Source organism: Enterobacter sp. DTU_2021_1002640_1_SI_PRY_ASU_LCPMC_013 (genome assembly GCF_032389435.1).
In the GTDB taxonomy this organism is placed as follows: domain Bacteria; phylum Pseudomonadota; class Gammaproteobacteria; order Enterobacterales; family Enterobacteriaceae; genus Enterobacter; species Enterobacter hormaechei_C.
In genome coordinates this window covers 4,399,694-4,419,429 of sequence record NZ_CP135594.1, presented here as the reverse complement: position 1 = coordinate 4,419,429, position 19,736 = coordinate 4,399,694, and the positions used below count along the sequence as shown (strand labels likewise).

At 50.1% G+C, this 19,736-nt stretch carries 37 protein-coding genes; 34 read left to right on the top strand and 3 right to left on the bottom strand.

Features of this window, described 5'->3' with window-relative positions; translation table 11 throughout:
- The first annotated feature begins 22 nt into the window (after positions 1-22).
- The 3 genes from tuf to bfr all read left to right on the top strand — a co-directional run bounded on the left by tuf (position 23) and on the right by bfr (position 2,129).
- Positions 23-1,207, top strand: a complete 1,185-nt coding sequence (gene tuf, locus RS584_RS21205; RefSeq protein WP_017693880.1) for an elongation factor Tu — start codon at positions 23-25, stop codon at positions 1,205-1,207.
- Positions 1,208-1,385: 178 nt separating this feature from the next.
- Positions 1,386-1,580, top strand: a complete 195-nt coding sequence (bfd, locus tag RS584_RS21200) for a bacterioferritin-associated ferredoxin (RefSeq protein ID WP_003863268.1) — start codon at positions 1,386-1,388, stop codon at positions 1,578-1,580.
- 72 nt (positions 1,581-1,652) lie between these two features.
- A complete protein-coding gene (bfr, locus tag RS584_RS21195) occupies positions 1,653-2,129 on the top strand; it encodes a bacterioferritin (RefSeq protein WP_003863270.1) in 477 nt (158 codons plus the stop codon).
- Here the strand turns inward: bfr and RS584_RS21190 are convergent.
- Positions 2,113-2,586 carry a prepilin peptidase gene (locus RS584_RS21190; RefSeq protein ID WP_017383731.1) on the bottom strand — a complete coding sequence of 158 codons (474 nt, stop codon included), beginning with the start codon at positions 2,584-2,586 and terminating at the stop codon, positions 2,113-2,115. The two genes, bfr and RS584_RS21190, sit on opposite strands and share 17 nt — an antisense overlap.
- A gap of 380 nt (positions 2,587-2,966) precedes the next feature.
- Here RS584_RS21190 and rpsJ point away from each other — a divergent pair, with 380 nt between their 5' ends.
- The 31 genes from rpsJ (at position 2,967) to RS584_RS21035 (ending at position 17,790) form a co-directional block, all read left to right on the top strand.
- Positions 2,967-3,278 (top strand): 30S ribosomal protein S10, encoded by a 312-nt coding sequence (rpsJ, locus tag RS584_RS21185; RefSeq protein ID WP_001181005.1) that lies wholly within the window; start codon positions 2,967-2,969, stop codon positions 3,276-3,278.
- A gap of 32 nt (positions 3,279-3,310) precedes the next feature.
- Positions 3,311-3,940, top strand: a complete 630-nt coding sequence (rplC, locus tag RS584_RS21180; protein ID WP_003863274.1) for a 50S ribosomal protein L3 — start codon at positions 3,311-3,313, stop codon at positions 3,938-3,940.
- Between the two features lie 10 nt (positions 3,941-3,950).
- Positions 3,951-4,556 (top strand): 50S ribosomal protein L4, encoded by a 606-nt coding sequence (gene rplD / locus RS584_RS21175; RefSeq protein WP_000424395.1) that lies wholly within the window; start codon positions 3,951-3,953, stop codon positions 4,554-4,556.
- Positions 4,553-4,855, top strand: a complete 303-nt coding sequence (gene rplW / locus RS584_RS21170) for a 50S ribosomal protein L23 (protein WP_000617546.1) — start codon at positions 4,553-4,555, stop codon at positions 4,853-4,855. Before rplD ends, rplW begins: the two co-directional genes overlap by 4 nt.
- Positions 4,856-4,872: 17 nt before the next feature.
- A complete protein-coding gene (gene rplB, locus RS584_RS21165) occupies positions 4,873-5,694 on the top strand; it encodes a 50S ribosomal protein L2 (RefSeq protein ID WP_000301859.1) in 822 nt (273 codons plus the stop codon).
- A gap of 16 nt (positions 5,695-5,710) precedes the next feature.
- Positions 5,711-5,989, top strand: coding sequence for a 30S ribosomal protein S19 (gene rpsS / locus RS584_RS21160; protein ID WP_001138117.1), 279 nt, complete (start codon positions 5,711-5,713; stop codon positions 5,987-5,989).
- A gap of 14 nt (positions 5,990-6,003) precedes the next feature.
- Complete coding sequence (rplV, locus tag RS584_RS21155) at positions 6,004-6,336, top strand: 50S ribosomal protein L22 (protein WP_002919773.1); 333 nt, start codon at positions 6,004-6,006, stop codon at positions 6,334-6,336.
- A 17-nt stretch (positions 6,337-6,353) separates the two neighbouring features.
- Positions 6,354-7,055, top strand: a complete 702-nt coding sequence (rpsC, locus tag RS584_RS21150) for a 30S ribosomal protein S3 (protein WP_000529945.1) — start codon at positions 6,354-6,356, stop codon at positions 7,053-7,055.
- Positions 7,056-7,067: 12 nt separating this feature from the next.
- Positions 7,068-7,478: a 50S ribosomal protein L16 gene (rplP, locus tag RS584_RS21145; RefSeq protein WP_002919759.1), complete on the top strand. Its 411-nt coding sequence runs from the start codon at positions 7,068-7,070 to the stop codon at positions 7,476-7,478.
- Positions 7,478-7,669 carry a 50S ribosomal protein L29 gene (rpmC, locus tag RS584_RS21140; RefSeq protein WP_003863282.1) on the top strand — a complete coding sequence of 64 codons (192 nt, stop codon included), beginning with the start codon at positions 7,478-7,480 and terminating at the stop codon, positions 7,667-7,669. Before rplP ends, rpmC begins: the two co-directional genes overlap by 1 nt.
- Positions 7,669-7,923 carry a 30S ribosomal protein S17 gene (rpsQ, locus tag RS584_RS21135; protein WP_002438707.1) on the top strand — a complete coding sequence of 85 codons (255 nt, stop codon included), beginning with the start codon at positions 7,669-7,671 and terminating at the stop codon, positions 7,921-7,923. The genes rpmC and rpsQ overlap by 1 nt, the downstream gene beginning before the upstream one ends.
- A gap of 166 nt (positions 7,924-8,089) precedes the next feature.
- Positions 8,090-8,461, top strand: coding sequence for a 50S ribosomal protein L14 (rplN, locus tag RS584_RS21130; protein WP_002919748.1), 372 nt, complete (start codon positions 8,090-8,092; stop codon positions 8,459-8,461).
- A gap of 10 nt (positions 8,462-8,471) precedes the next feature.
- Complete coding sequence (gene rplX / locus RS584_RS21125) at positions 8,472-8,786, top strand: 50S ribosomal protein L24 (protein WP_003863287.1); 315 nt, start codon at positions 8,472-8,474, stop codon at positions 8,784-8,786.
- 14 nt (positions 8,787-8,800) lie between these two features.
- Positions 8,801-9,340, top strand: coding sequence for a 50S ribosomal protein L5 (rplE, locus tag RS584_RS21120; protein WP_003863290.1), 540 nt, complete (start codon positions 8,801-8,803; stop codon positions 9,338-9,340).
- 14 nt (positions 9,341-9,354) lie between these two features.
- A complete protein-coding gene (gene rpsN, locus RS584_RS21115; RefSeq protein ID WP_003863291.1) occupies positions 9,355-9,660 on the top strand; it encodes a 30S ribosomal protein S14 in 306 nt (101 codons plus the stop codon).
- 30 nt (positions 9,661-9,690) lie between these two features.
- Positions 9,691-10,083 carry a 30S ribosomal protein S8 gene (gene rpsH, locus RS584_RS21110; RefSeq protein WP_006178918.1) on the top strand — a complete coding sequence of 131 codons (393 nt, stop codon included), beginning with the start codon at positions 9,691-9,693 and terminating at the stop codon, positions 10,081-10,083.
- A 12-nt stretch (positions 10,084-10,095) separates the two neighbouring features.
- The gene (rplF, locus tag RS584_RS21105) at positions 10,096-10,629 is read left to right on the top strand and encodes a 50S ribosomal protein L6 (RefSeq protein WP_006178917.1); all 534 of its coding nucleotides are present in this window, start codon (positions 10,096-10,098) and stop codon (positions 10,627-10,629) included.
- Positions 10,630-10,638: 9 nt separating this feature from the next.
- Positions 10,639-10,992 carry a 50S ribosomal protein L18 gene (gene rplR, locus RS584_RS21100; RefSeq protein WP_003863297.1) on the top strand — a complete coding sequence of 118 codons (354 nt, stop codon included), beginning with the start codon at positions 10,639-10,641 and terminating at the stop codon, positions 10,990-10,992.
- 14 nt (positions 10,993-11,006) lie between these two features.
- Positions 11,007-11,507, top strand: a complete 501-nt coding sequence (rpsE, locus tag RS584_RS21095) for a 30S ribosomal protein S5 (protein WP_003863299.1) — start codon at positions 11,007-11,009, stop codon at positions 11,505-11,507.
- A 6-nt stretch (positions 11,508-11,513) separates the two neighbouring features.
- The gene (gene rpmD / locus RS584_RS21090; RefSeq protein WP_003863301.1) at positions 11,514-11,693 is read left to right on the top strand and encodes a 50S ribosomal protein L30; all 180 of its coding nucleotides are present in this window, start codon (positions 11,514-11,516) and stop codon (positions 11,691-11,693) included.
- 3 nt (positions 11,694-11,696) lie between these two features.
- Positions 11,697-12,131, top strand: coding sequence for a 50S ribosomal protein L15 (gene rplO, locus RS584_RS21085; protein WP_003863304.1), 435 nt, complete (start codon positions 11,697-11,699; stop codon positions 12,129-12,131).
- 7 nt (positions 12,132-12,138) lie between these two features.
- Positions 12,139-13,470 carry a preprotein translocase subunit SecY gene (gene secY, locus RS584_RS21080; RefSeq protein ID WP_003863305.1) on the top strand — a complete coding sequence of 444 codons (1,332 nt, stop codon included), beginning with the start codon at positions 12,139-12,141 and terminating at the stop codon, positions 13,468-13,470.
- Between the two features lie 31 nt (positions 13,471-13,501).
- Positions 13,502-13,618 carry a 50S ribosomal protein L36 gene (gene rpmJ, locus RS584_RS21075; protein WP_000868187.1) on the top strand — a complete coding sequence of 39 codons (117 nt, stop codon included), beginning with the start codon at positions 13,502-13,504 and terminating at the stop codon, positions 13,616-13,618.
- Positions 13,619-13,764: 146 nt separating this feature from the next.
- A complete protein-coding gene (rpsM, locus tag RS584_RS21070; protein WP_003863308.1) occupies positions 13,765-14,121 on the top strand; it encodes a 30S ribosomal protein S13 in 357 nt (118 codons plus the stop codon).
- 16 nt (positions 14,122-14,137) lie between these two features.
- Positions 14,138-14,527, top strand: a complete 390-nt coding sequence (gene rpsK, locus RS584_RS21065) for a 30S ribosomal protein S11 (RefSeq protein WP_003863312.1) — start codon at positions 14,138-14,140, stop codon at positions 14,525-14,527.
- 32 nt (positions 14,528-14,559) lie between these two features.
- Positions 14,560-15,180: a 30S ribosomal protein S4 gene (rpsD, locus tag RS584_RS21060; protein ID WP_003863314.1), complete on the top strand. Its 621-nt coding sequence runs from the start codon at positions 14,560-14,562 to the stop codon at positions 15,178-15,180.
- 25 nt (positions 15,181-15,205) lie between these two features.
- Positions 15,206-16,195, top strand: a complete 990-nt coding sequence (locus RS584_RS21055) for a DNA-directed RNA polymerase subunit alpha (protein ID WP_002919219.1) — start codon at positions 15,206-15,208, stop codon at positions 16,193-16,195.
- A 40-nt stretch (positions 16,196-16,235) separates the two neighbouring features.
- Entirely contained in the window at positions 16,236-16,619 is a 384-nt protein-coding gene (gene rplQ / locus RS584_RS21050) for a 50S ribosomal protein L17 (protein WP_001216368.1), read from the top strand.
- Positions 16,620-16,726: 107 nt separating this feature from the next.
- A complete protein-coding gene (locus tag RS584_RS21045; protein ID WP_315748586.1) occupies positions 16,727-17,095 on the top strand; it encodes a DUF1992 domain-containing protein in 369 nt (122 codons plus the stop codon).
- Positions 17,096-17,097: 2 nt separating this feature from the next.
- A complete protein-coding gene (gene zntR, locus RS584_RS21040) occupies positions 17,098-17,523 on the top strand; it encodes a Zn(2+)-responsive transcriptional regulator (protein ID WP_003863328.1) in 426 nt (141 codons plus the stop codon).
- A 57-nt stretch (positions 17,524-17,580) separates the two neighbouring features.
- Positions 17,581-17,790, top strand: coding sequence for an alternative ribosome-rescue factor A (locus RS584_RS21035; protein WP_315750027.1), 210 nt, complete (start codon positions 17,581-17,583; stop codon positions 17,788-17,790).
- On the opposite strand, the gene mscL is transcribed toward RS584_RS21035, so the two are convergent.
- Together mscL and trkA are read right to left on the bottom strand one after the other, a co-directional pair.
- Positions 17,791-18,204, bottom strand: coding sequence for a large-conductance mechanosensitive channel protein MscL (gene mscL, locus RS584_RS21030; RefSeq protein ID WP_003863335.1), 414 nt, complete (start codon positions 18,202-18,204; stop codon positions 17,791-17,793).
- A gap of 146 nt (positions 18,205-18,350) precedes the next feature.
- A complete protein-coding gene (gene trkA / locus RS584_RS21025) occupies positions 18,351-19,727 on the bottom strand; it encodes a Trk system potassium transporter TrkA (protein WP_003863337.1) in 1,377 nt (458 codons plus the stop codon).
- Positions 19,728-19,736: the final 9 nt, after the last annotated feature.

Genomic DNA, 19,736 nt, shown 5'->3' with positions numbered 1-19,736 from the left:
CACTATAGTAAGGAATATAGCCGTGTCTAAAGAAAAATTTGAACGTACAAAACCGCACGTCAACGTTGGTACTATCGGCCACGTTGACCATGGTAAAACTACCCTGACTGCTGCAATCACCACCGTACTGGCTAAAACCTACGGCGGTGCTGCTCGTGCTTTCGACCAGATCGATAACGCACCAGAAGAAAAAGCTCGTGGTATCACCATCAACACCTCTCACGTTGAGTATGACACCCCGACTCGCCACTACGCACACGTAGACTGCCCAGGCCACGCCGACTATGTTAAAAACATGATCACCGGTGCTGCGCAGATGGACGGCGCGATCCTGGTTGTTGCTGCGACTGACGGCCCTATGCCTCAGACTCGTGAGCACATCCTGCTGGGTCGTCAGGTAGGCGTTCCTTTCATCATCGTGTTCCTGAACAAATGTGACATGGTTGATGACGAAGAGCTGCTGGAACTGGTAGAGATGGAAGTTCGTGAACTGCTGTCTCAGTACGATTTCCCAGGCGACGACACTCCAATCGTTCGTGGTTCCGCGCTGAAAGCGCTGGAAGGCGAAGCAGAGTGGGAAGAGAAAATCATCGAACTGGCTGGCTACCTGGATTCTTACATCCCAGAACCAGAGCGTGCGATTGACAAGCCATTCCTGCTGCCAATCGAAGACGTATTCTCCATCTCCGGTCGTGGTACCGTTGTTACCGGTCGTGTAGAGCGCGGTATCATCAAAGTTGGTGAAGAAGTTGAAATCGTTGGTATCAAAGAGACTGCGAAGTCTACCTGTACTGGCGTTGAAATGTTCCGCAAACTGCTGGACGAAGGCCGTGCTGGTGAGAACGTTGGTGTTCTGCTGCGTGGTATCAAACGTGAAGAAATCGAACGTGGTCAGGTTCTGGCGAAGCCAGGCTCAATCAAGCCACACACCAAGTTCGAATCTGAAGTGTACATTCTGTCCAAAGACGAAGGCGGCCGTCATACTCCGTTCTTCAAAGGCTACCGTCCACAGTTCTACTTCCGTACAACTGACGTGACCGGTACCATCGAACTGCCAGAAGGCGTAGAGATGGTAATGCCAGGCGACAACATCAAGATGGTTGTGACGCTGATCCACCCAATCGCGATGGACGACGGTCTGCGTTTCGCAATCCGTGAAGGCGGCCGTACCGTTGGCGCGGGCGTTGTTGCTAAAGTTCTGGGCTAATTAATTATCCCTGAAATAAAAAGGACGCTCCGGCGTCCTTTTTTGTTTTCTGCCGTTGGGGCATTGTCATAAAAATTCGCATTTTTTGCTTTCTCCCGCCACGTATTCCGACGCCCGCGCTATTGTAATCATAACCATTCTCACTTACACTTTGCGCATATTTTGAACGGGAGTCTTTATGTACGTTTGTTTATGTAATGGTGTAAGCGACAAAAAAATTCGTCAGGCCGTTCGCCAGTTTCAACCACAATCTTTCCAGCAGCTTCGCAAGTTTGTTCCGGTGGGAAATCAATGCGGTAAATGCGTTCGCGCAGCGCGTGAGATCATGCAGGACGAACTGATGCAGATCCCGGAATTCAAAGAGATCGCGTAAGCCTCTATCTTTTTTTTGACATCCCCGTAGCCCGATCTACGCTTCAATGAGTGGAAGCGGAGGGACTATATAATGAAAGGTGATGTTAAAATCATAAGTTATCTCAATAAATTATTGGGAAATGAGCTTGTCGCAATCAATCAGTATTTTCTCCATGCAAGAATGTTTAAAAACTGGGGACTGACTCGCCTCAACGATGTTGAATACCATGAGTCCATTGATGAAATGAAACACGCCGATAAATACATTGAGCGTATTTTATTCCTCGAAGGCATTCCTAACCTACAGGATCTCGGAAAACTGGGCATCGGAGAAGATGTCGAAGAGATGCTGCGTTCTGATCTCCGGCTGGAGCTGGAGGGTGCAAAAGATCTGCGTGAAGCCATTGCCTATGCGGACAGCGTACATGACTACGTCAGCCGCGATATGATGATCCAGATCCTGGCCGATGAAGAAGGGCACATCGACTGGCTTGAGACCGAACTGGATCTCATTAGCAAAATTGGCCTACAGAACTACCTTCAGTCTCAGATCAAAGTGGAAAGTTAATCAGGCTTTCCCAGCCAACGCATAAACCCGCTGCCGCCAGAAATGGCCCAAAAGGCAGTGGGTTTTTTAATGCCTGCTTATCAGGGGTAAACAACGAGAAAGCAACCAGATACAGCAGAGCCATTAACGCGGCCACTAATGCCAGTATTGGTAGTACACACCAGCCATGCCATGCCCCCAGCGCCGCCAGATATTTTATGTCGCCATATCCCATCCCTTCACGTCGGCAGATGAGCCGGTATCCCCAATAGATAATGGCGAATCCGGCATATCCTGTCATCGCACCCACTACCGCGCTCGGCAAAAAATCAGGATGGAGACAAAGCTGGTAGAGCAGGCCCGTCCATAGCAGCGGGCAAAGAAATTTATCGGGAAGAAGCCCCGTGCGGATATCGGTGCGAACAAGCAAGGCCGATAACGCAAAATAGATCAACAGAAAGGGGAGGGACAGTAGCATAGCGAGAGCCTCAAAATGGTTTGAGCGCATACTCGTAATAATCTGCATGCCCGGCAATGTGTAAAAACAGCAATTGCGTAGCGGCTTCATACAAAGATTTGAGAAGGGATACTTTGCATAAAAAATTGCGCGGCCTTACGTATAGTACGTCTTTGGCGCTTAATTTCTAAACGGCACTTGCGTCTTTCTCTGATTTACGTATAATGCGCGGGCTTGTCGTAATTGACGGCGGGTTCAATCTGAACCAGAGTAGCTCACTTTGTTACTCAACAATGCTCCCAATTGGGGAGCTACGTAAGAACGGTTACACTCTCCCATCAATCGTAATGGGTTTGAGGAGTAATCATTTTCGTTTATAAAATAATTGGAGCTCTGGTCTCATGCAGAACCAAAGAATCCGTATCCGCCTTAAAGCGTTTGATCATCGTCTGATCGATCAATCAACCGCGGAAATCGTCGAGACTGCTAAGCGCACTGGTGCGCAAGTCCGTGGTCCGATCCCGCTGCCGACCCGCAAAGAGCGCTTTACCGTTCTGATCTCTCCGCACGTTAACAAAGATGCGCGTGATCAGTACGAAATCCGCACTCACAAGCGTCTGGTTGACATCGTTGAGCCAACTGAGAAAACCGTTGATGCTCTGATGCGTCTGGATCTGGCTGCCGGTGTAGACGTGCAGATCAGCCTGGGTTAATCAGGTCATCGAGCGATTGAGAGGTTGAAACAATGATTGGTTTAGTCGGTAAAAAAGTGGGTATGACCCGCATCTTCACTGAAGATGGCGTTTCTATCCCAGTAACCGTAATCGAAGTTGAAGCAAACCGCGTTACTCAGGTTAAAGATCTGGCTAACGATGGCTACCGCGCTATTCAGGTTACCACTGGTGCTAAAAAAGCTAACCGTGTAACCAAACCAGAAGCGGGTCACTTCGCTAAAGCTGGCGTTGAAGCTGGCCGTGGTCTGTGGGAATTCCGTCTTGCTGAAGGCGAAGAGTTCACCGTAGGTCAGGACATTAGCGTTGAGCTGTTTGCTGACGTTAAAAAAGTTGACGTAACCGGTACCTCTAAAGGTAAAGGTTTTGCTGGTACCGTTAAGCGCTGGAACTTCCGTACCCAGGACGCTACTCACGGTAACTCCTTGTCTCACCGCGTTCCGGGTTCTATCGGTCAGAACCAGACTCCGGGCAAAGTGTTCAAAGGCAAGAAAATGGCAGGTCAGCTGGGCAACGAACGTGTAACCGTTCAGAGCCTGGACGTAGTACGTGTTGACGCTGAGCGCAACCTGCTGCTGGTTAAAGGTGCGGTCCCGGGTGCAACCGGTAGCGACCTGATCGTTAAACCAGCTGTGAAGGCGTAAGGGGATAGCAATGGAATTAGTATTGAAAGACGCGCAGAGCGCGCTGACTGTTTCCGAAACTACCTTCGGTCGTGATTTCAACGAAGCGCTGGTTCACCAGGTTGTTGTTGCTTATGCAGCTGGTGCTCGTCAGGGTACTCGTGCTCAGAAGACTCGTGCTGAAGTAACTGGTTCAGGCAAAAAGCCATGGCGCCAGAAAGGTACCGGCCGTGCGCGTTCAGGTTCTATCAAGAGCCCGATCTGGCGTTCAGGTGGCGTGACCTTCGCTGCGCGTCCACAGGACCACAGTCAAAAAGTTAACAAAAAGATGTACCGCGGCGCGCTGAAAAGCATTCTGTCCGAACTGGTACGTCAGGATCGTCTGATCGTTGTCGAGAAGTTCTCTGTTGAAGCGCCTAAAACTAAGCTGCTGGCACAGAAACTGAAAGACATGGCTCTGGAAGATGTGCTGATCATCACCGGTGAGCTGGACGAGAACCTGTTCCTGGCCGCGCGTAACCTGCACAAGGTTGACGTACGCGACGCGACTGGTATCGACCCGGTTAGCCTGATCGCCTTCGACAAAGTCGTAATGACTGCTGATGCTGTTAAGCAAGTTGAGGAGATGCTGGCATGATTCGTGAAGAACGTCTGCTGAAGGTGCTGCGCGCACCGCACGTTTCTGAAAAAGCGTCTACTGCGATGGAAAAAACAAACACCATCGTTCTCAAAGTTGCTAAAGACGCGACCAAAGCAGAGATCAAAGCTGCTGTGCAGAAACTGTTTGAAGTCGAAGTCGAAGTCGTTAACACCCTGGTAGTTAAAGGGAAAGTTAAACGTCACGGACAGCGTATCGGTCGTCGTAGCGACTGGAAAAAAGCTTACGTCACCCTGAAAGAAGGCCAGAACCTGGACTTCGTTGGCGGCGCTGAGTAAGTCGGAGGAGTAATACAATGGCAGTTGTTAAATGTAAACCGACATCTCCGGGTCGTCGCCACGTAGTTAAAGTGGTTAACCCTGAGCTGCACAAGGGCAAACCTTTTGCTCCGTTGCTGGAAAAAAACAGCAAATCCGGTGGTCGTAACAACAATGGCCGTATCACCACTCGTCACATCGGTGGTGGCCACAAGCAGGCTTATCGTATTGTTGACTTCAAACGCAACAAAGACGGTATCCCAGCAGTTGTTGAGCGTCTTGAGTACGATCCGAACCGTTCCGCGAACATCGCGCTGGTTCTGTACAAAGATGGCGAACGCCGTTACATCCTGGCCCCTAAAGGCCTGAAAGCTGGCGACCAGATTCAGTCTGGCGTTGATGCTGCAATCAAAGCAGGCAACACCCTGCCGATGCGCAATATCCCGGTTGGTTCTACCGTTCATAACGTAGAAATGAAACCAGGTAAAGGCGGTCAGCTGGCGCGTTCCGCGGGTACTTACGTTCAGATCGTTGCGCGTGACGGTGCTTATGTCACCCTGCGTCTGCGTTCTGGTGAAATGCGTAAAGTCGAAGCAGACTGCCGCGCTACTCTGGGCGAAGTTGGCAATGCTGAGCATATGCTGCGCGTTCTGGGTAAAGCTGGTGCTGCACGCTGGCGTGGTGTTCGTCCTACCGTTCGCGGTACTGCGATGAACCCAGTCGACCACCCACATGGTGGTGGTGAAGGTCGTAACTTTGGTAAGCACCCGGTAACTCCGTGGGGCGTTCAGACCAAAGGTAAGAAGACCCGCAGCAACAAGCGTACTGATAAATTTATCGTACGTCGCCGTAGCAAATAATTTTAGAGGATAAGCCATGCCACGTTCTCTCAAGAAAGGTCCTTTTATTGACCTGCACTTGCTGAAGAAGGTAGAGAAAGCGGTGGAAAGCGGAGACAAGAAGCCCCTGCGCACTTGGTCCCGTCGTTCAACGATCTTTCCTAACATGATCGGTTTGACCATCGCTGTCCATAATGGTCGTCAGCACGTTCCAGTCTTTGTTACCGACGAAATGGTTGGTCACAAACTGGGTGAATTCGCACCGACTCGTACTTATCGCGGCCACGCTGCTGATAAAAAAGCGAAGAAGAAATAAGGTAGGAGGAAGAGATGGAAACTTTAGCTCAACATCGCCATGCTCGTTCTTCTGCACAGAAGGTTCGCCTTGTTGCTGACCTGATTCGCGGTAAGAAAGTGTCGCAGGCCCTGGACATCCTGACCTATACCAACAAGAAAGCTGCGGTATTGGTCAAGAAAGTACTGGAATCTGCCATTGCTAACGCTGAACACAACGATGGCGCTGACATCGACGATCTGAAAGTCGCGAAAATTTTCGTAGATGAAGGCCCAAGCATGAAGCGCATTATGCCGCGTGCGAAAGGTCGTGCAGATCGCATCCTGAAGCGCACCAGCCACATTACTGTGGTTGTGTCCGATCGCTGAGACTCTGGAGACTAGCAATGGGTCAGAAAGTACATCCTAATGGTATTCGCCTGGGTATTGTAAAACCATGGAACTCTACCTGGTTTGCGAACACCAAAGAATTCGCTGACAACCTGGACAGCGATTTTAAAGTACGTCAGTACCTGACTAAGGAACTGGCTAAAGCGTCTGTATCTCGTATCGTTATCGAGCGTCCAGCTAAGAGCATCCGTGTGACTATTCACACTGCTCGCCCTGGCATCGTTATCGGTAAGAAAGGCGAAGACGTAGAAAAACTGCGCAAGGTCGTAGCGGATATCGCTGGCGTTCCTGCACAGATCAATATCGCTGAAGTTCGTAAGCCTGAACTGGACGCTAAATTGGTTGCTGACAGCATCACTTCTCAGCTGGAACGTCGTGTTATGTTCCGTCGTGCTATGAAGCGTGCTGTACAGAACGCAATGCGTCTGGGCGCTAAAGGTATCAAAGTTGAAGTTAGCGGCCGTCTGGGCGGCGCGGAAATCGCACGTACCGAATGGTACCGCGAAGGTCGCGTACCGCTGCACACTCTGCGTGCTGACATCGACTACAACACCTCTGAAGCGCACACCACTTACGGTGTAATCGGCGTTAAGGTATGGATCTTCAAAGGTGAGATCCTGGGTGGTATGGCTGCTGTTGAACAACCGGAAAAACCGGCTGCTCAACCTAAAAAGCAGCAGCGTAAAGGCCGTAAATAAGGAGCGTCGCTGATGTTACAACCAAAGCGTACAAAATTCCGTAAAGTGCACAAAGGCCGCAACCGTGGTCTGGCGCAGGGTACGGATGTTAGCTTCGGCACTTTCGGTCTGAAAGCTGTTGGCCGTGGTCGTCTGACTGCACGTCAGATCGAAGCAGCACGTCGTGCAATGACCCGTGCAGTTAAGCGTCAAGGTAAGATCTGGATCCGTGTATTCCCGGACAAACCGATCACCGAGAAGCCACTGGAAGTTCGTATGGGTAAAGGTAAAGGTAACGTGGAGTACTGGGTTGCCTTGATCCAACCGGGCAAAGTCCTTTATGAAATGGACGGTGTTCCGGAAGAGCTGGCCCGTGAAGCCTTCGGCCTGGCAGCAGCGAAACTGCCTATCAAAACCACCTTTGTAACTAAGACGGTGATGTAATGAAAGCAAAAGAGCTGCGTGAAAAAAGCGTTGAAGAGCTGAACGCTGAGCTGCTGAACCTGCTGCGTGAGCAGTTCAACCTGCGTATGCAGGCTGCAAGTGGCCAGCTGCAACAGACTCACCTGCTGAAGCAAGTGCGTCGCAATGTTGCGCGCGTTAAGACTTTACTGACTCAGAAGGCGGGTGCGTAATGACCGATAAAATCCGTACTCTGCAAGGTCGCGTTGTTAGCGATAAAATGGAGAAATCCATTGTTGTAGCTATCGAACGTTTTGTGAAACACCCGATCTACGGTAAATTCATCAAGCGTACGACCAAACTGCACGTACATGACGAGAACAACGAATGTGGTATCGGCGACAAGGTGGAAATCCGTGAATGCCGTCCACTGTCCAAGACTAAGTCCTGGACGCTGGTTCGCGTTGTAGAGAAAGCGGTTCTGTAATAGAGTACGCATTCTCAATACGAATAAACGGCTCAGCGATGAGCCGTTTATTTTTTCTACCCATATTGCAGAAGCGGTGTTATAATGCCGCGCCCTCGATATGGGGCTTTTTAACGGCTCTGATTTTAGAGTCTCAGGTAGTAGTTGACATTAGCGGAGCACTAAAATGATCCAAGAACAGACTATGCTGAACGTCGCCGACAACTCCGGTGCACGTCGCGTAATGTGTATCAAGGTTCTGGGTGGCTCGCACCGTCGCTACGCAGGCGTAGGCGACATCATCAAGATCACCATCAAGGAAGCAATTCCACGTGGTAAGGTCAAAAAAGGTGATGTGCTGAAGGCGGTAGTGGTGCGCACCAAGAAGGGTGTTCGTCGCCCTGACGGTTCTGTCATTCGCTTCGATGGTAATGCATGCGTTATTTTAAACAATAACAGCGAGCAGCCTATCGGCACGCGTATCTTTGGGCCGGTAACTCGTGAACTTCGTACTGAGAAGTTCATGAAAATTATCTCTCTGGCACCAGAAGTACTCTAAGGAGCGAATCATGGCAGCGAAAATCCGTCGTGATGACGAAGTTATCGTGTTAACCGGTAAAGATAAAGGTAAACGCGGTAAAGTAAAAAATGTTCTGTCTTCCGGCAAACTTGTCGTTGAAGGTATTAACCTGGTTAAGAAACATCAGAAGCCGGTTCCGGCCCTGAACCAACCAGGCGGCATCGTTGAAAAAGAAGCTGCTATTCAGGTTTCTAACGTTGCAATCTTCAATGCGGCTACCGGTAAGGCTGACCGTGTAGGCTTTAGATTCGAAGACGGTAAAAAAGTCCGTTTCTTCAAATCTAACAGCGAAACTATCAAGTAATTTGGAGTAGTACGATGGCGAAACTGCATGATTACTACAAAGACGAAGTAGTTAACAAACTCATGACTGAGTTTAACTACAATTCTGTCATGCAAGTCCCTCGGGTCGAGAAGATCACCCTGAACATGGGTGTTGGTGAAGCGATCGCTGACAAGAAACTGCTGGATAACGCAGCAGCTGACCTGACAGCAATCTCCGGTCAAAAACCGCTGATCACCAAAGCACGCAAATCTGTTGCAGGCTTCAAAATCCGTCAGGGCTATCCGATCGGCTGTAAAGTAACTCTGCGTGGCGAACGCATGTGGGAGTTCCTTGAGCGCCTGATCACTATTGCTGTTCCACGTATCCGTGACTTCCGTGGCTTGTCCGCTAAGTCTTTCGACGGTCGTGGTAACTACAGCATGGGTGTCCGTGAGCAGATCATCTTCCCAGAAATCGACTACGATAAAGTCGACCGCGTGCGTGGTTTGGATATTACCATTACCACTACTGCGAAATCTGATGAAGAAGGCCGTGCTCTGCTGGCTGCCTTTGACTTCCCGTTCCGCAAGTAAGGTAGGGTTACTGAATGGCTAAGCAATCAATGAAAGCACGCGAAGTAAAGCGCGTAGCTTTAGCTGATAAATTCTTCGCTAAACGCGCTGAACTGAAAGCGATCATTTCTGATGTGAACGCTTCCGACGAAGATCGTTGGAATGCGGTTCTCAAGCTGCAGTCTCTGCCGCGTGATTCCAGCCCGTCTCGTCAGCGTAACCGCTGTCGTCAAACAGGTCGTCCACATGGTTATGTGGGCAAGTTTGGGTTGAGCCGTATCAAACTGCGTGAAGCCGCCATGCGCGGTGAAGTGCCAGGCTTGAAAAAGGCTAGCTGGTAATTACCAATTGAATCACGGGAGTAAAGACAGATGAGCATGCAAGATCCGATCGCGGATATGCTGACCCGTATCCGTAACGGTCAGGCCGCGAACAAAGTTGCGGTCACCATGCCTTCCGCCAAGCTGAAAGTGGCAATTGCCAACGTGCTGAAGGAAGAAGGTTTTATCGAAGATTTTAAAGTTGAAGGCGACACCAAGCCGGAACTGGAACTTACTCTCAAGTATTTCCAGGGTAAAGCTGTTGTAGAAAGCATTCAGCGTGTCAGCCGCCCAGGCCTGCGCATCTATAAGAAAAAAGATGAGCTGCCAAAAGTAATGGCTGGTCTTGGTATCGCAGTTGTTTCTACCTCTAAAGGTGTTATGACTGATCGTGCAGCGCGCCAGGCTGGTCTTGGTGGCGAAATTATCTGCTACGTAGCCTAATCGGAGGAAAGAATGTCTCGTGTTGCTAAAGCACCGGTCGTTATTCCTGCCGGCGTTGATGTAAAAATCGACGGTCAGGTTATTACGATCAAAGGTAAAAACGGCGAGCTGACTCGTACCCTCAACAATGCTGTTGAAGTTAAACATGCAGATAACGCTCTGACCTTCGGTCCACGTGATGGTTTCGTGGATGGATGGGCTCAGGCTGGTACCGCGCGTGCCCTGCTGAACTCAATGGTTGTTGGTGTTACCGAAGGCTTCACTAAAAAGCTTCAGCTGGTTGGTGTAGGTTATCGTGCAGCTATCAAAGGGAATGCAGTAGGCCTGTCTCTGGGCTTCTCACACCCTGTTGAGCATCCGCTGCCGGCCGGTATCACTGCAGAATGCCCGACTCAGACTGAAATCGTGCTGAAAGGCGCTGATAAACAGCTGATCGGTCAGGTTGCAGCAGATCTGCGCGCCTACCGTCGTCCTGAGCCTTATAAAGGCAAGGGTGTTCGTTACGCCGACGAAGTCGTGCGTACCAAAGAGGCTAAGAAGAAGTAAGGTAACACTATGGATAAGAAATCTGCTCGTATCCGTCGTGCGACCCGCGCACGCCGCAAGCTCAAAGAGCTGGGTGCAACTCGCCTGGTGGTACATCGTACCCCGCGTCATATTTACGCACAGGTAATTGCACCGAACGGTTCTGAAGTTCTGGTAGCTGCTTCTACTGTAGAAAAAGCTATCTCAGAACAATTGAAGTATACCGGTAACAAAGACGCCGCAGCAGCTGTAGGTAAAGCTGTCGCTGAACGCGCTCTGGAAAAAGGCATCAGCAATGTTTCCTTTGACCGTTCCGGGTTCCAATATCATGGTCGTGTCCAGGCACTGGCAGATGCTGCCCGTGAAGCTGGCCTTCAGTTCTAAGGTAGAGGTGTAAGATGGCTCACATCGAAAAACAGGCTGGCGAACTGCAGGAAAAGCTGATCGCGGTAAACCGCGTATCTAAAACCGTTAAAGGTGGTCGTATTTTCTCCTTCACAGCTCTGACTGTAGTGGGTGATGGTAACGGTCGCGTTGGTTTTGGTTACGGTAAAGCGCGTGAAGTTCCAGCAGCGATCCAGAAAGCGATGGAAAAAGCCCGTCGCAATATGATTAACGTCGCGCTGAACAACGGTACCCTGCAACACCCAGTTAAAGGTGTTCACACGGGTTCTCGTGTATTCATGCAGCCAGCTTCCGAAGGTACCGGTATCATCGCCGGTGGTGCAATGCGCGCCGTTCTGGAAGTTGCTGGAGTTCATAACGTTCTGGCTAAAGCATATGGTTCCACCAACCCGATCAACGTGGTTCGTGCAACTATTGATGGCCTGGAAAATATGAATTCTCCAGAAATGGTCGCTGCCAAGCGTGGTAAATCCGTTGAAGAAATTCTGGGGTAATTGACCATGGCAAAGACTATTAAAATCACTCAAACCCGCAGTGCAATCGGTCGTCTGCCGAAACACAAGGCAACGCTGCTTGGCCTGGGTCTGCGTCGTATTGGTCATACCGTTGAGCGCGAGGATACTCCTGCTGTTCGTGGTATGGTCAACGCGGTTTACTTCATGGTTAAAGTTGAGGAGTAAGAGATGCGTTTAAATACTCTGTCTCCGGCCGAAGGCTCTAAAAAGGCGGGTAAACGCCTGGGTCGTGGTATCGGTTCTGGCCTCGGCAAAACCGGTGGTCGTGGTCACAAAGGTCAGAACTCTCGTTCTGGCGGTGGCGTACGTCGCGGTTTCGAGGGTGGCCAGATGCCACTGTACCGTCGTCTGCCGAAGTTCGGCTTCACCTCTCGCAAAGCAGCGATCACAGCGGAAATCCGTCTGTCTGACCTGGCGAAAGTTGAAGGCGGCGTTGTAGACCTGAACACGCTGAAAGCGGCTAACATTATCGGTATCCAGATCGAGTTCGCGAAAGTGATCCTGGCTGGTGAAGTCTCTACTCCGGTAACTGTTCGTGGCCTGCGTGTTACTAAAGGTGCTCGTGCTGCTATCGAAGCTGCTGGCGGTAAAATTGAGGAATAAGTAGCAGATGGCTAAGCAACCGGGATTAGATTTTCAAAGTGCCAAAGGTGGATTTGGCGAGCTGAAACGCAGACTGCTGTTTGTAATCGGCGCGCTGATTGTGTTCCGTATTGGCTCTTTTATTCCGATCCCTGGTATTGATGCCGCTGTACTTGCCAAACTGCTTGAGCAACAGCGAGGCACCATCATTGAAATGTTCAACATGTTCTCTGGTGGTGCTCTCAGCCGTGCTTCTATTTTCGCACTGGGTATTATGCCGTATATTTCGGCATCGATTATTATCCAGCTGCTGACGGTCGTTCATCCGGCCCTGGCAGAGTTGAAGAAAGAAGGGGAGTCTGGACGTCGTAAGATTAGCCAGTACACCCGTTACGGCACTCTGGTGCTGGCAATATTCCAGTCGATCGGTATTGCTACCGGTCTTCCGAATATGCCTGGTATGCAGGGCCTGGTATTAAACCCAGGCTTTGCATTCTATTTCACCGCTGTTGTAAGTCTGGTCACAGGGACCATGTTCCTGATGTGGCTCGGCGAACAGATTACTGAACGAGGTATCGGTAACGGTATCTCAATCATTATCTTCGCCGGTATCGTTGCGGGTCTCCCGCCGGCCATCGCCCATACTATCGAGCAAGCGCGTCAAGGCGACCTGCACTTCCTCCTGTTGCTGTTGGTTGCAGTATTAGTATTTGCAGTGACGTTCTTTGTTGTCTTCGTTGAACGTGGTCAACGCCGCATTGTGGTGAACTACGCTAAACGTCAGCAGGGTCGTCGTGTCTATGCTGCACAGAGCACACATTTACCGCTGAAAGTGAATATGGCGGGGGTTATCCCGGCTATCTTCGCTTCCAGTATTATTCTGTTCCCGGCAACCATCGCGTCATGGTTCGGGGGCGGTACTGGTTGGAACTGGCTGACAACAATTTCGCTGTATTTGCAGCCTGGGCAACCACTTTATGTGTTACTCTATGCGTCTGCGATCATCTTCTTCTGTTTCTTCTACACGGCGTTGGTCTTCAACCCGCGTGAAACAGCAGATAACCTGAAGAAGTCCGGTGCATTTGTACCAGGAATTCGTCCGGGAGAGCAAACGGCGAAGTATATCGATAAAGTAATGACTCGCCTGACTTTGGTTGGTGCGCTTTATATTACTTTTATCTGCCTGATCCCGGAGTTCATGCGTGATGCAATGAAAGTACCGTTCTACTTCGGTGGGACCTCACTGCTTATCGTTGTTGTCGTGATTATGGACTTTATGGCTCAAGTGCAAACTCTGATGATGTCCAGTCAGTATGAGTCTGCATTGAAGAAGGCGAACCTGAAAGGCTACGGCCGCTAACTGGTCGCCTGAGAAGTTACGGAGAGTAAAAATGAAAGTTCGTGCTTCCGTCAAGAAATTATGCCGTAACTGCAAAATCGTTAAGCGTGATGGTGTCATCCGTGTGATTTGCAGTGCCGAGCCGAAGCATAAACAGCGCCAAGGCTGATTATTTCGCATATTTTTCTTGCAAAGTTGGGTTGAGCTGGCTAGATTAGCCAGCCAATCTTTTGTATGTCTGTACGTTTCCATTTGAGTATCCTGAAAACGGGCTTTTCAGCATGGTGCGTACATATTAAATAGTAGGAGTGCATAGTGGCCCGTATAGCAGGCATTAACATTCCTGATCAGAAACATGCTGTGATCGCATTAACTTCGATCTATGGCGTCGGCAAGACCCGTTCTAAAGCCATTCTGGCTGCAGCGGGTATCGCTGAAGATGTTAAGATCAGTGAGCTGTCTGAAGAACAAATCGACACGCTGCGTGACGAAGTTGCCAAATTTGTCGTTGAAGGTGATCTGCGCCGTGAAATCAGCATGAGCATCAAGCGCCTGATGGATCTTGGTTGCTATCGCGGTTTGCGTCATCGTCGTGGTCTGCCAGTGCGCGGTCAGCGTACTAAGACCAACGCACGTACCCGTAAGGGTCCGCGCAAACCGATCAAGAAATAATCGGGGTGATTGAATAATGGCAAAGGCACCAGTTCGTGCACGTAAACGTGTAAGAAAACAAGTCTCTGACGGCGTGGCTCATATCCATGCTTCTTTCAACAACACCATCGTTACTATTACTGATCGTCAGGGTAACGCATTGGGTTGGGCAACAGCCGGTGGTTCCGGTTTCCGTGGTTCTCGCAAATCCACTCCGTTCGCAGCTCAGGTTGCAGCAGAGCGTTGCGCTGAAGCCGTAAAAGAATACGGCATCAAGAATCTGGAAGTTATGGTTAAAGGTCCGGGTCCGGGTCGTGAATCTACTGTTCGCGCTCTGAACGCCGCTGGTTTCCGCATCACGAATATTACTGATGTGACTCCGATCCCTCATAACGGTTGTCGTCCGCCGAAAAAACGTCGCGTATAACGCTCGTTTTTTAGGTTAGTTGGAGATAGAAAATGGCAAGATATTTGGGTCCTAAGCTCAAGCTGAGCCGTCGTGAGGGCACCGACTTATTCCTTAAGTCTGGCGTTCGCGCGATCGATACCAAGTGTAAAATTGAACAAGCTCCTGGCCAGCACGGTGCGCGTAAACCGCGTCTGTCTGACTATGGTGTGCAGTTGCGTGAAAAGCAAAAAGTTCGCCGTATCTACGGTGTGCTGGAGCGTCAGTTCCGTAACTACTATAAAGAAGCAGCACGTCTGAAAGGCAACACAGGTGAAAACCTGCTGGCTCTGCTGGAAGGTCGTCTGGACAACGTTGTATACCGTATGGGCTTCGGCGCGACTCGTGCTGAATCACGCCAGCTGGTTAGCCATAAAGCAATCATGGTAAACGGTCGTGTTGTTAACATCGCTTCTTATCAGGTTAAAGCGAATGACGTTGTTAGCATCCGTGAGAAAGCGAAAAAGCAATCTCGCGTGAAAGCCGCTCTGGAGCTGGCTGAGCAGCGTGAAAAGCCAACCTGGCTGGAAGTTGATGCTGGCAAGATGGAAGGTACGTTCAAGCGTCAGCCAGAACGTTCTGATCTGTCTGCGGACATTAACGAACACCTGATCGTCGAGCTTTACTCCAAGTAAAGCTTAGTACCAAAGAGAGGACACAATGCAGGGTTCTGTGACAGAGTTTCTAAAACCGCGCCTGGTAGATATCGAGCAAGTGAGTTCGACGCACGCCAAGGTGACCCTTGAGCCTTTAGAGCGTGGCTTTGGCCATACTCTGGGTAACGCACTGCGCCGTATTCTGCTCTCATCGATGCCGGGTTGCGCGGTGACCGAGGTTGAGATTGATGGTGTACTTCATGAGTACAGCACCAAAGAAGGCGTTCAGGAAGATATCCTTGAAATCCTGCTCAACCTGAAAGGGCTGGCGGTGAGAGTTCAGGGTAAAGATGAAGTTATTCTTACTCTGAATAAATCTGGCATTGGCCCTGTGACTGCAGCCGACATCACCCACGACGGTGATGTTGAAATCGTCAAGCCGCAGCACGTGATCTGCCACCTGACCGATGAGAACGCAGCGATTAGCATGCGTATCAAAGTTCAGCGCGGTCGTGGTTATGTGCCGGCTTCTGCCCGAATTCATTCGGAAGAAGATGAGCGCCCAATCGGCCGTCTGCTGGTCGACGCATGCTACAGCCCTGTAGAGCGTATTGCCTACAATGTTGAAGCAGCGCGTGTAGAACAGCGTACCGACCTGGACAAGCTGGTCATCGAAATGGAAACCAATGGCACAATCGATCCTGAAGAGGCGATTCGTCGTGCGGCAACCATCCTGGCAGAACAACTGGAAGCTTTCGTTGACTTACGTGATGTACGTCAGCCGGAAGTGAAAGAAGAGAAACCAGAATTCGATCCGATCCTGCTGCGCCCTGTTGACGATCTGGAATTGACTGTCCGCTCTGCTAACTGCCTCAAGGCAGAAGCTATCCACTATATCGGTGATCTGGTACAGCGTACCGAGGTTGAGTTGCTGAAAACGCCGAACCTGGGTAAAAAATCTCTTACCGAGATTAAAGACGTGCTGGCTTCACGTGGTCTGTCTCTGGGCATGCGCCTGGAAAACTGGCCACCGGCAAGCATTGCTGACGAGTAACCGGATCACAGGTTAAGGTTTTACTGAGAAGGATAAGGTCATGCGCCATCGTAAGAGTGGTCGTCAACTGAACCGCAACAGCAGCCATCGCCAGGCTATGTTCCGCAACATGGCAGGTTCACTGGTTCGTCATGAAATCATCAAGACGACCCTGCCTAAAGCGAAAGAGCTGCGTCGCGTAGTTGAGCCGCTGATTACTCTTGCCAAGACTGACAGCGTTGCTAATCGTCGTCTGGCATTCGCCCGTACTCGTGATAACGAGATCGTGGCAAAACTGTTTAACGAACTGGGCCCGCGTTTCGCGAGCCGTGCCGGTGGTTACACTCGCATTCTGAAGTGTGGCTTCCGTGCAGGCGACAACGCGCCGATGGCTTACATCGAGCTGGTTGATCGTTCAGAGAAAGCAGAAGCTGCTGCAGAGTAATCTGTAGTAACGTAAAAAAACCCGCCTCGGCGGGTTTTTTTATATCCGCAAAATCTCCACTTATCTACAATGTCTGTATCTTTTCTGCTCATCCCCTGGAGTTCATTATGTGGTTGCTCGATCAGTGGGCTGAACGCCATATTTGCGATGCCCAAAACAAAGGCGAGTTCGAAAATCTTCCGGGTAGCGGTGAGCCACTGGTGCTGGACGATGATTCACACATTCCCCCTGAATTACGGGCCGGTTATCGCTTACTGAAAAACGCAGGTTGTTTACCTCCTGAACTTCAGCATCGCAATGAAGCCGTCGAGCTTGCCGATCTGCTTAAAGGCATTCATAAGAATGACCCGCGGTACTCAGAAATCAGTCGTCGGTTGGCGCTCATTGAGCTAAAACTGCGCCAGACGGGAATGAATACTGACTTTTTGCATGGTGAGTTCAGTGAAAGGTTAATGCAAAAAATAAACGAGGAGTAGCCATGTACCGCATAGGTGAACTTGCAAAGCTTGCTAACGTAACGCCGGATACTATCCGCTACTACGAAAAGCAGCAGATGATCGATCATGAGGTCAGAACGGAAGGTGGATTTCGCCTTTATACGGATAACGACCTGCAACGCCTTCGTTTTATCCGCTATGCACGGCAACTCGGCTTCACGCTGGAGTCGATCCGTGAACTGCTGTCGATCCGTATCGATCCTGAACATCATACGTGTCAGGAATCTAAAAGCATCGTTCAGGCCCGGCTGGATGAAGTTGAAGGACGCATTCAGGAGCTGCAAGCCATGCAGCGATCTCTGCAAAGGTTAAATGACGCGTGCTGCGGTACCGCTCATAGCAGTGTTTATTGCTCAATACTGGAAGCTCTTGAACAGGGCGCCAGTAGTGAAACTCAGGGTTGTTGATTTTCTATCAGCCAAGGACTAGACTCCCGCCGACATTAACTATGCTCAGGAGAAATGATGAGCCGCTATCAGCATACGAAGGGACAAATTAAGGATAACGCCATTGAGGCATTGCTTCACGACCCGCTTTTCAGACAGCGAGTTGAGAAGAACAAGAAAGGAAAAGGGAGTTATTTACGTAAAGGTAAACATGCACAACGGGGTAACTGGGAGGCCAGTGGCAAGCAAGCTAATCGCTTTTTTACCACTGGCCTTTCTGTTGCCTGATTAAACGCGGTTATTCTGCTCTTTTAACAGATCGCGAATTTCAGTCAGTAAGACTTCTTCTTTAGTTGGTGCTGGCGGGGCAGCAGCCGGTTCTTCTTTTTTACGGTTAAGTCTGTTGATAAGTTTGATCGCCATGAAAATGGCAAATGCCACGATCACGAAATCAAATACGTTCTGAATGAATACGCCATAGTGCATTACAACCGCAGGGATATCGCCCTGAGCCTCCCGAAGGGTGAAGGCGAACTGTTTGAAATCAATGCCTCCAATCAACAGTCCTAACGGCGGCATAATAATGTCGGCGACTAATGATGAAACGATCTTACCGAACGCCGCACCAATAATGACACCCACAGCCAAATCCACCACATTCCCGCGCATCGCAAATTCGCGAAACTCTTTAATAAAACTCATTATGTTCTCCTTGTGCCAGCTGACGCCTATAAGTTTAACAAATGATTAGCTAATTGCCATTGGGGATAAATAATCGTTATGAAAAATAAAAGGCATGAAAATTAGAAGGTTAATATTTGGGTGCTCTCGTCTGAGCACCCAAATCATTACAGGAAGAACGGGCTTGGCTGGAATAAACGCTCGACGTCGGTAATAAATTTTTTATCGGTCAGGAACATAATAACGTGGTCACCCTGCTCAATACGTAAATTATCATTGGCGATCATGACATCGTTACCTCGCACTACGGCGCCGATAATGGTGCCTGGTGGAAGTTTAATTTCGTCGATCGCGCGACCAACAACGCGCGACGTCGTTTCATCCCCATGAGCGACGGCTTCAATGGCTTCAGCAACACCACGACGAAGAGACGACACGCCGACAATATCCGCTTTACGTACATGGCTTAGCAGGGCAGAAATGGTGGCTTGCTGAGGCGAAATAGCAATATCAATTACGCTACCCTGTACCAGGTCGACATAAGCCTTACGCTGGATAAGCACCATTACTTTTTTCGCCCCCATACGTTTAGCGAGCATGGCGGACATAATATTCGCTTCGTCGTCGTTGGTGACGGCAATAAAAAGATCAACCTGATCGATATGCTCTTCGGCCAGCAATTCCTGATCCGAAGCATCGCCATAAAACACGATAGTATTCTGAAGCTTTTCAGCCAGCTCCGACGCGCGCTGTTGATCTCGTTCGATCAGCTTCACGCTGTAGTCTTTTTCCAGCCGTCTCGCCAGACCTGCGCCAATATTACCACCGCCAACCAGCATAATACGTTTATATGGTTTTTCGAGACGCTGAAGTTCACTCATCACCGCACGGATATGCTGAGAAGCCGCAATAAAGAAGACTTCATCCCCGGCTTCGACAATGGTGGACCCTTGCGGACGAATAGGTCTGTCGTGACGGAAAATCGCCGCAACACGCGTATCGATATGTGGCATATGCTCGCGCATTGTCGACAGGGCATTACCGATCAGCGGGCCGCCGTAGTACGCCTTCACGACCGCCAGGCTTACTTTTCCTTCCGCAAAGTTCACAACCTGCAACGCGCCCGGGTACTCAATCAGACGATAAATACTGTCGATAACCAGCTGTTCAGGGGCAATAAGATGGTCGATAGGTACTGCTTCGGAATTAAACAGCTTTTCCGCATCCCGGACATAGTCCGGGGAGCGAATGCGGGCGATGCGGTTCGGTGTGTTGAAAAGCGAGTAGGCCACCTGACATGCAACCATGTTGGTTTCATCAGAACTGGTTACTGCAACCAGCATGTCGGCATCGTCCGCGCCCGCCTCCCGAAGCACACGTGGGTGAGAGCCGTGCCCCTGTACAACACGAAGATCAAACTTGTCCTGCAAAACGCGCAGGCGATCGCCATTGGTATCCACAATGGTGATATCGTTGTTTTCGCCCACGAGATTTTCCGCCAGCGTTCCGCCAACTTGCCCTGCGCCCAGAATGATAATTTTCATCTTTCGTGA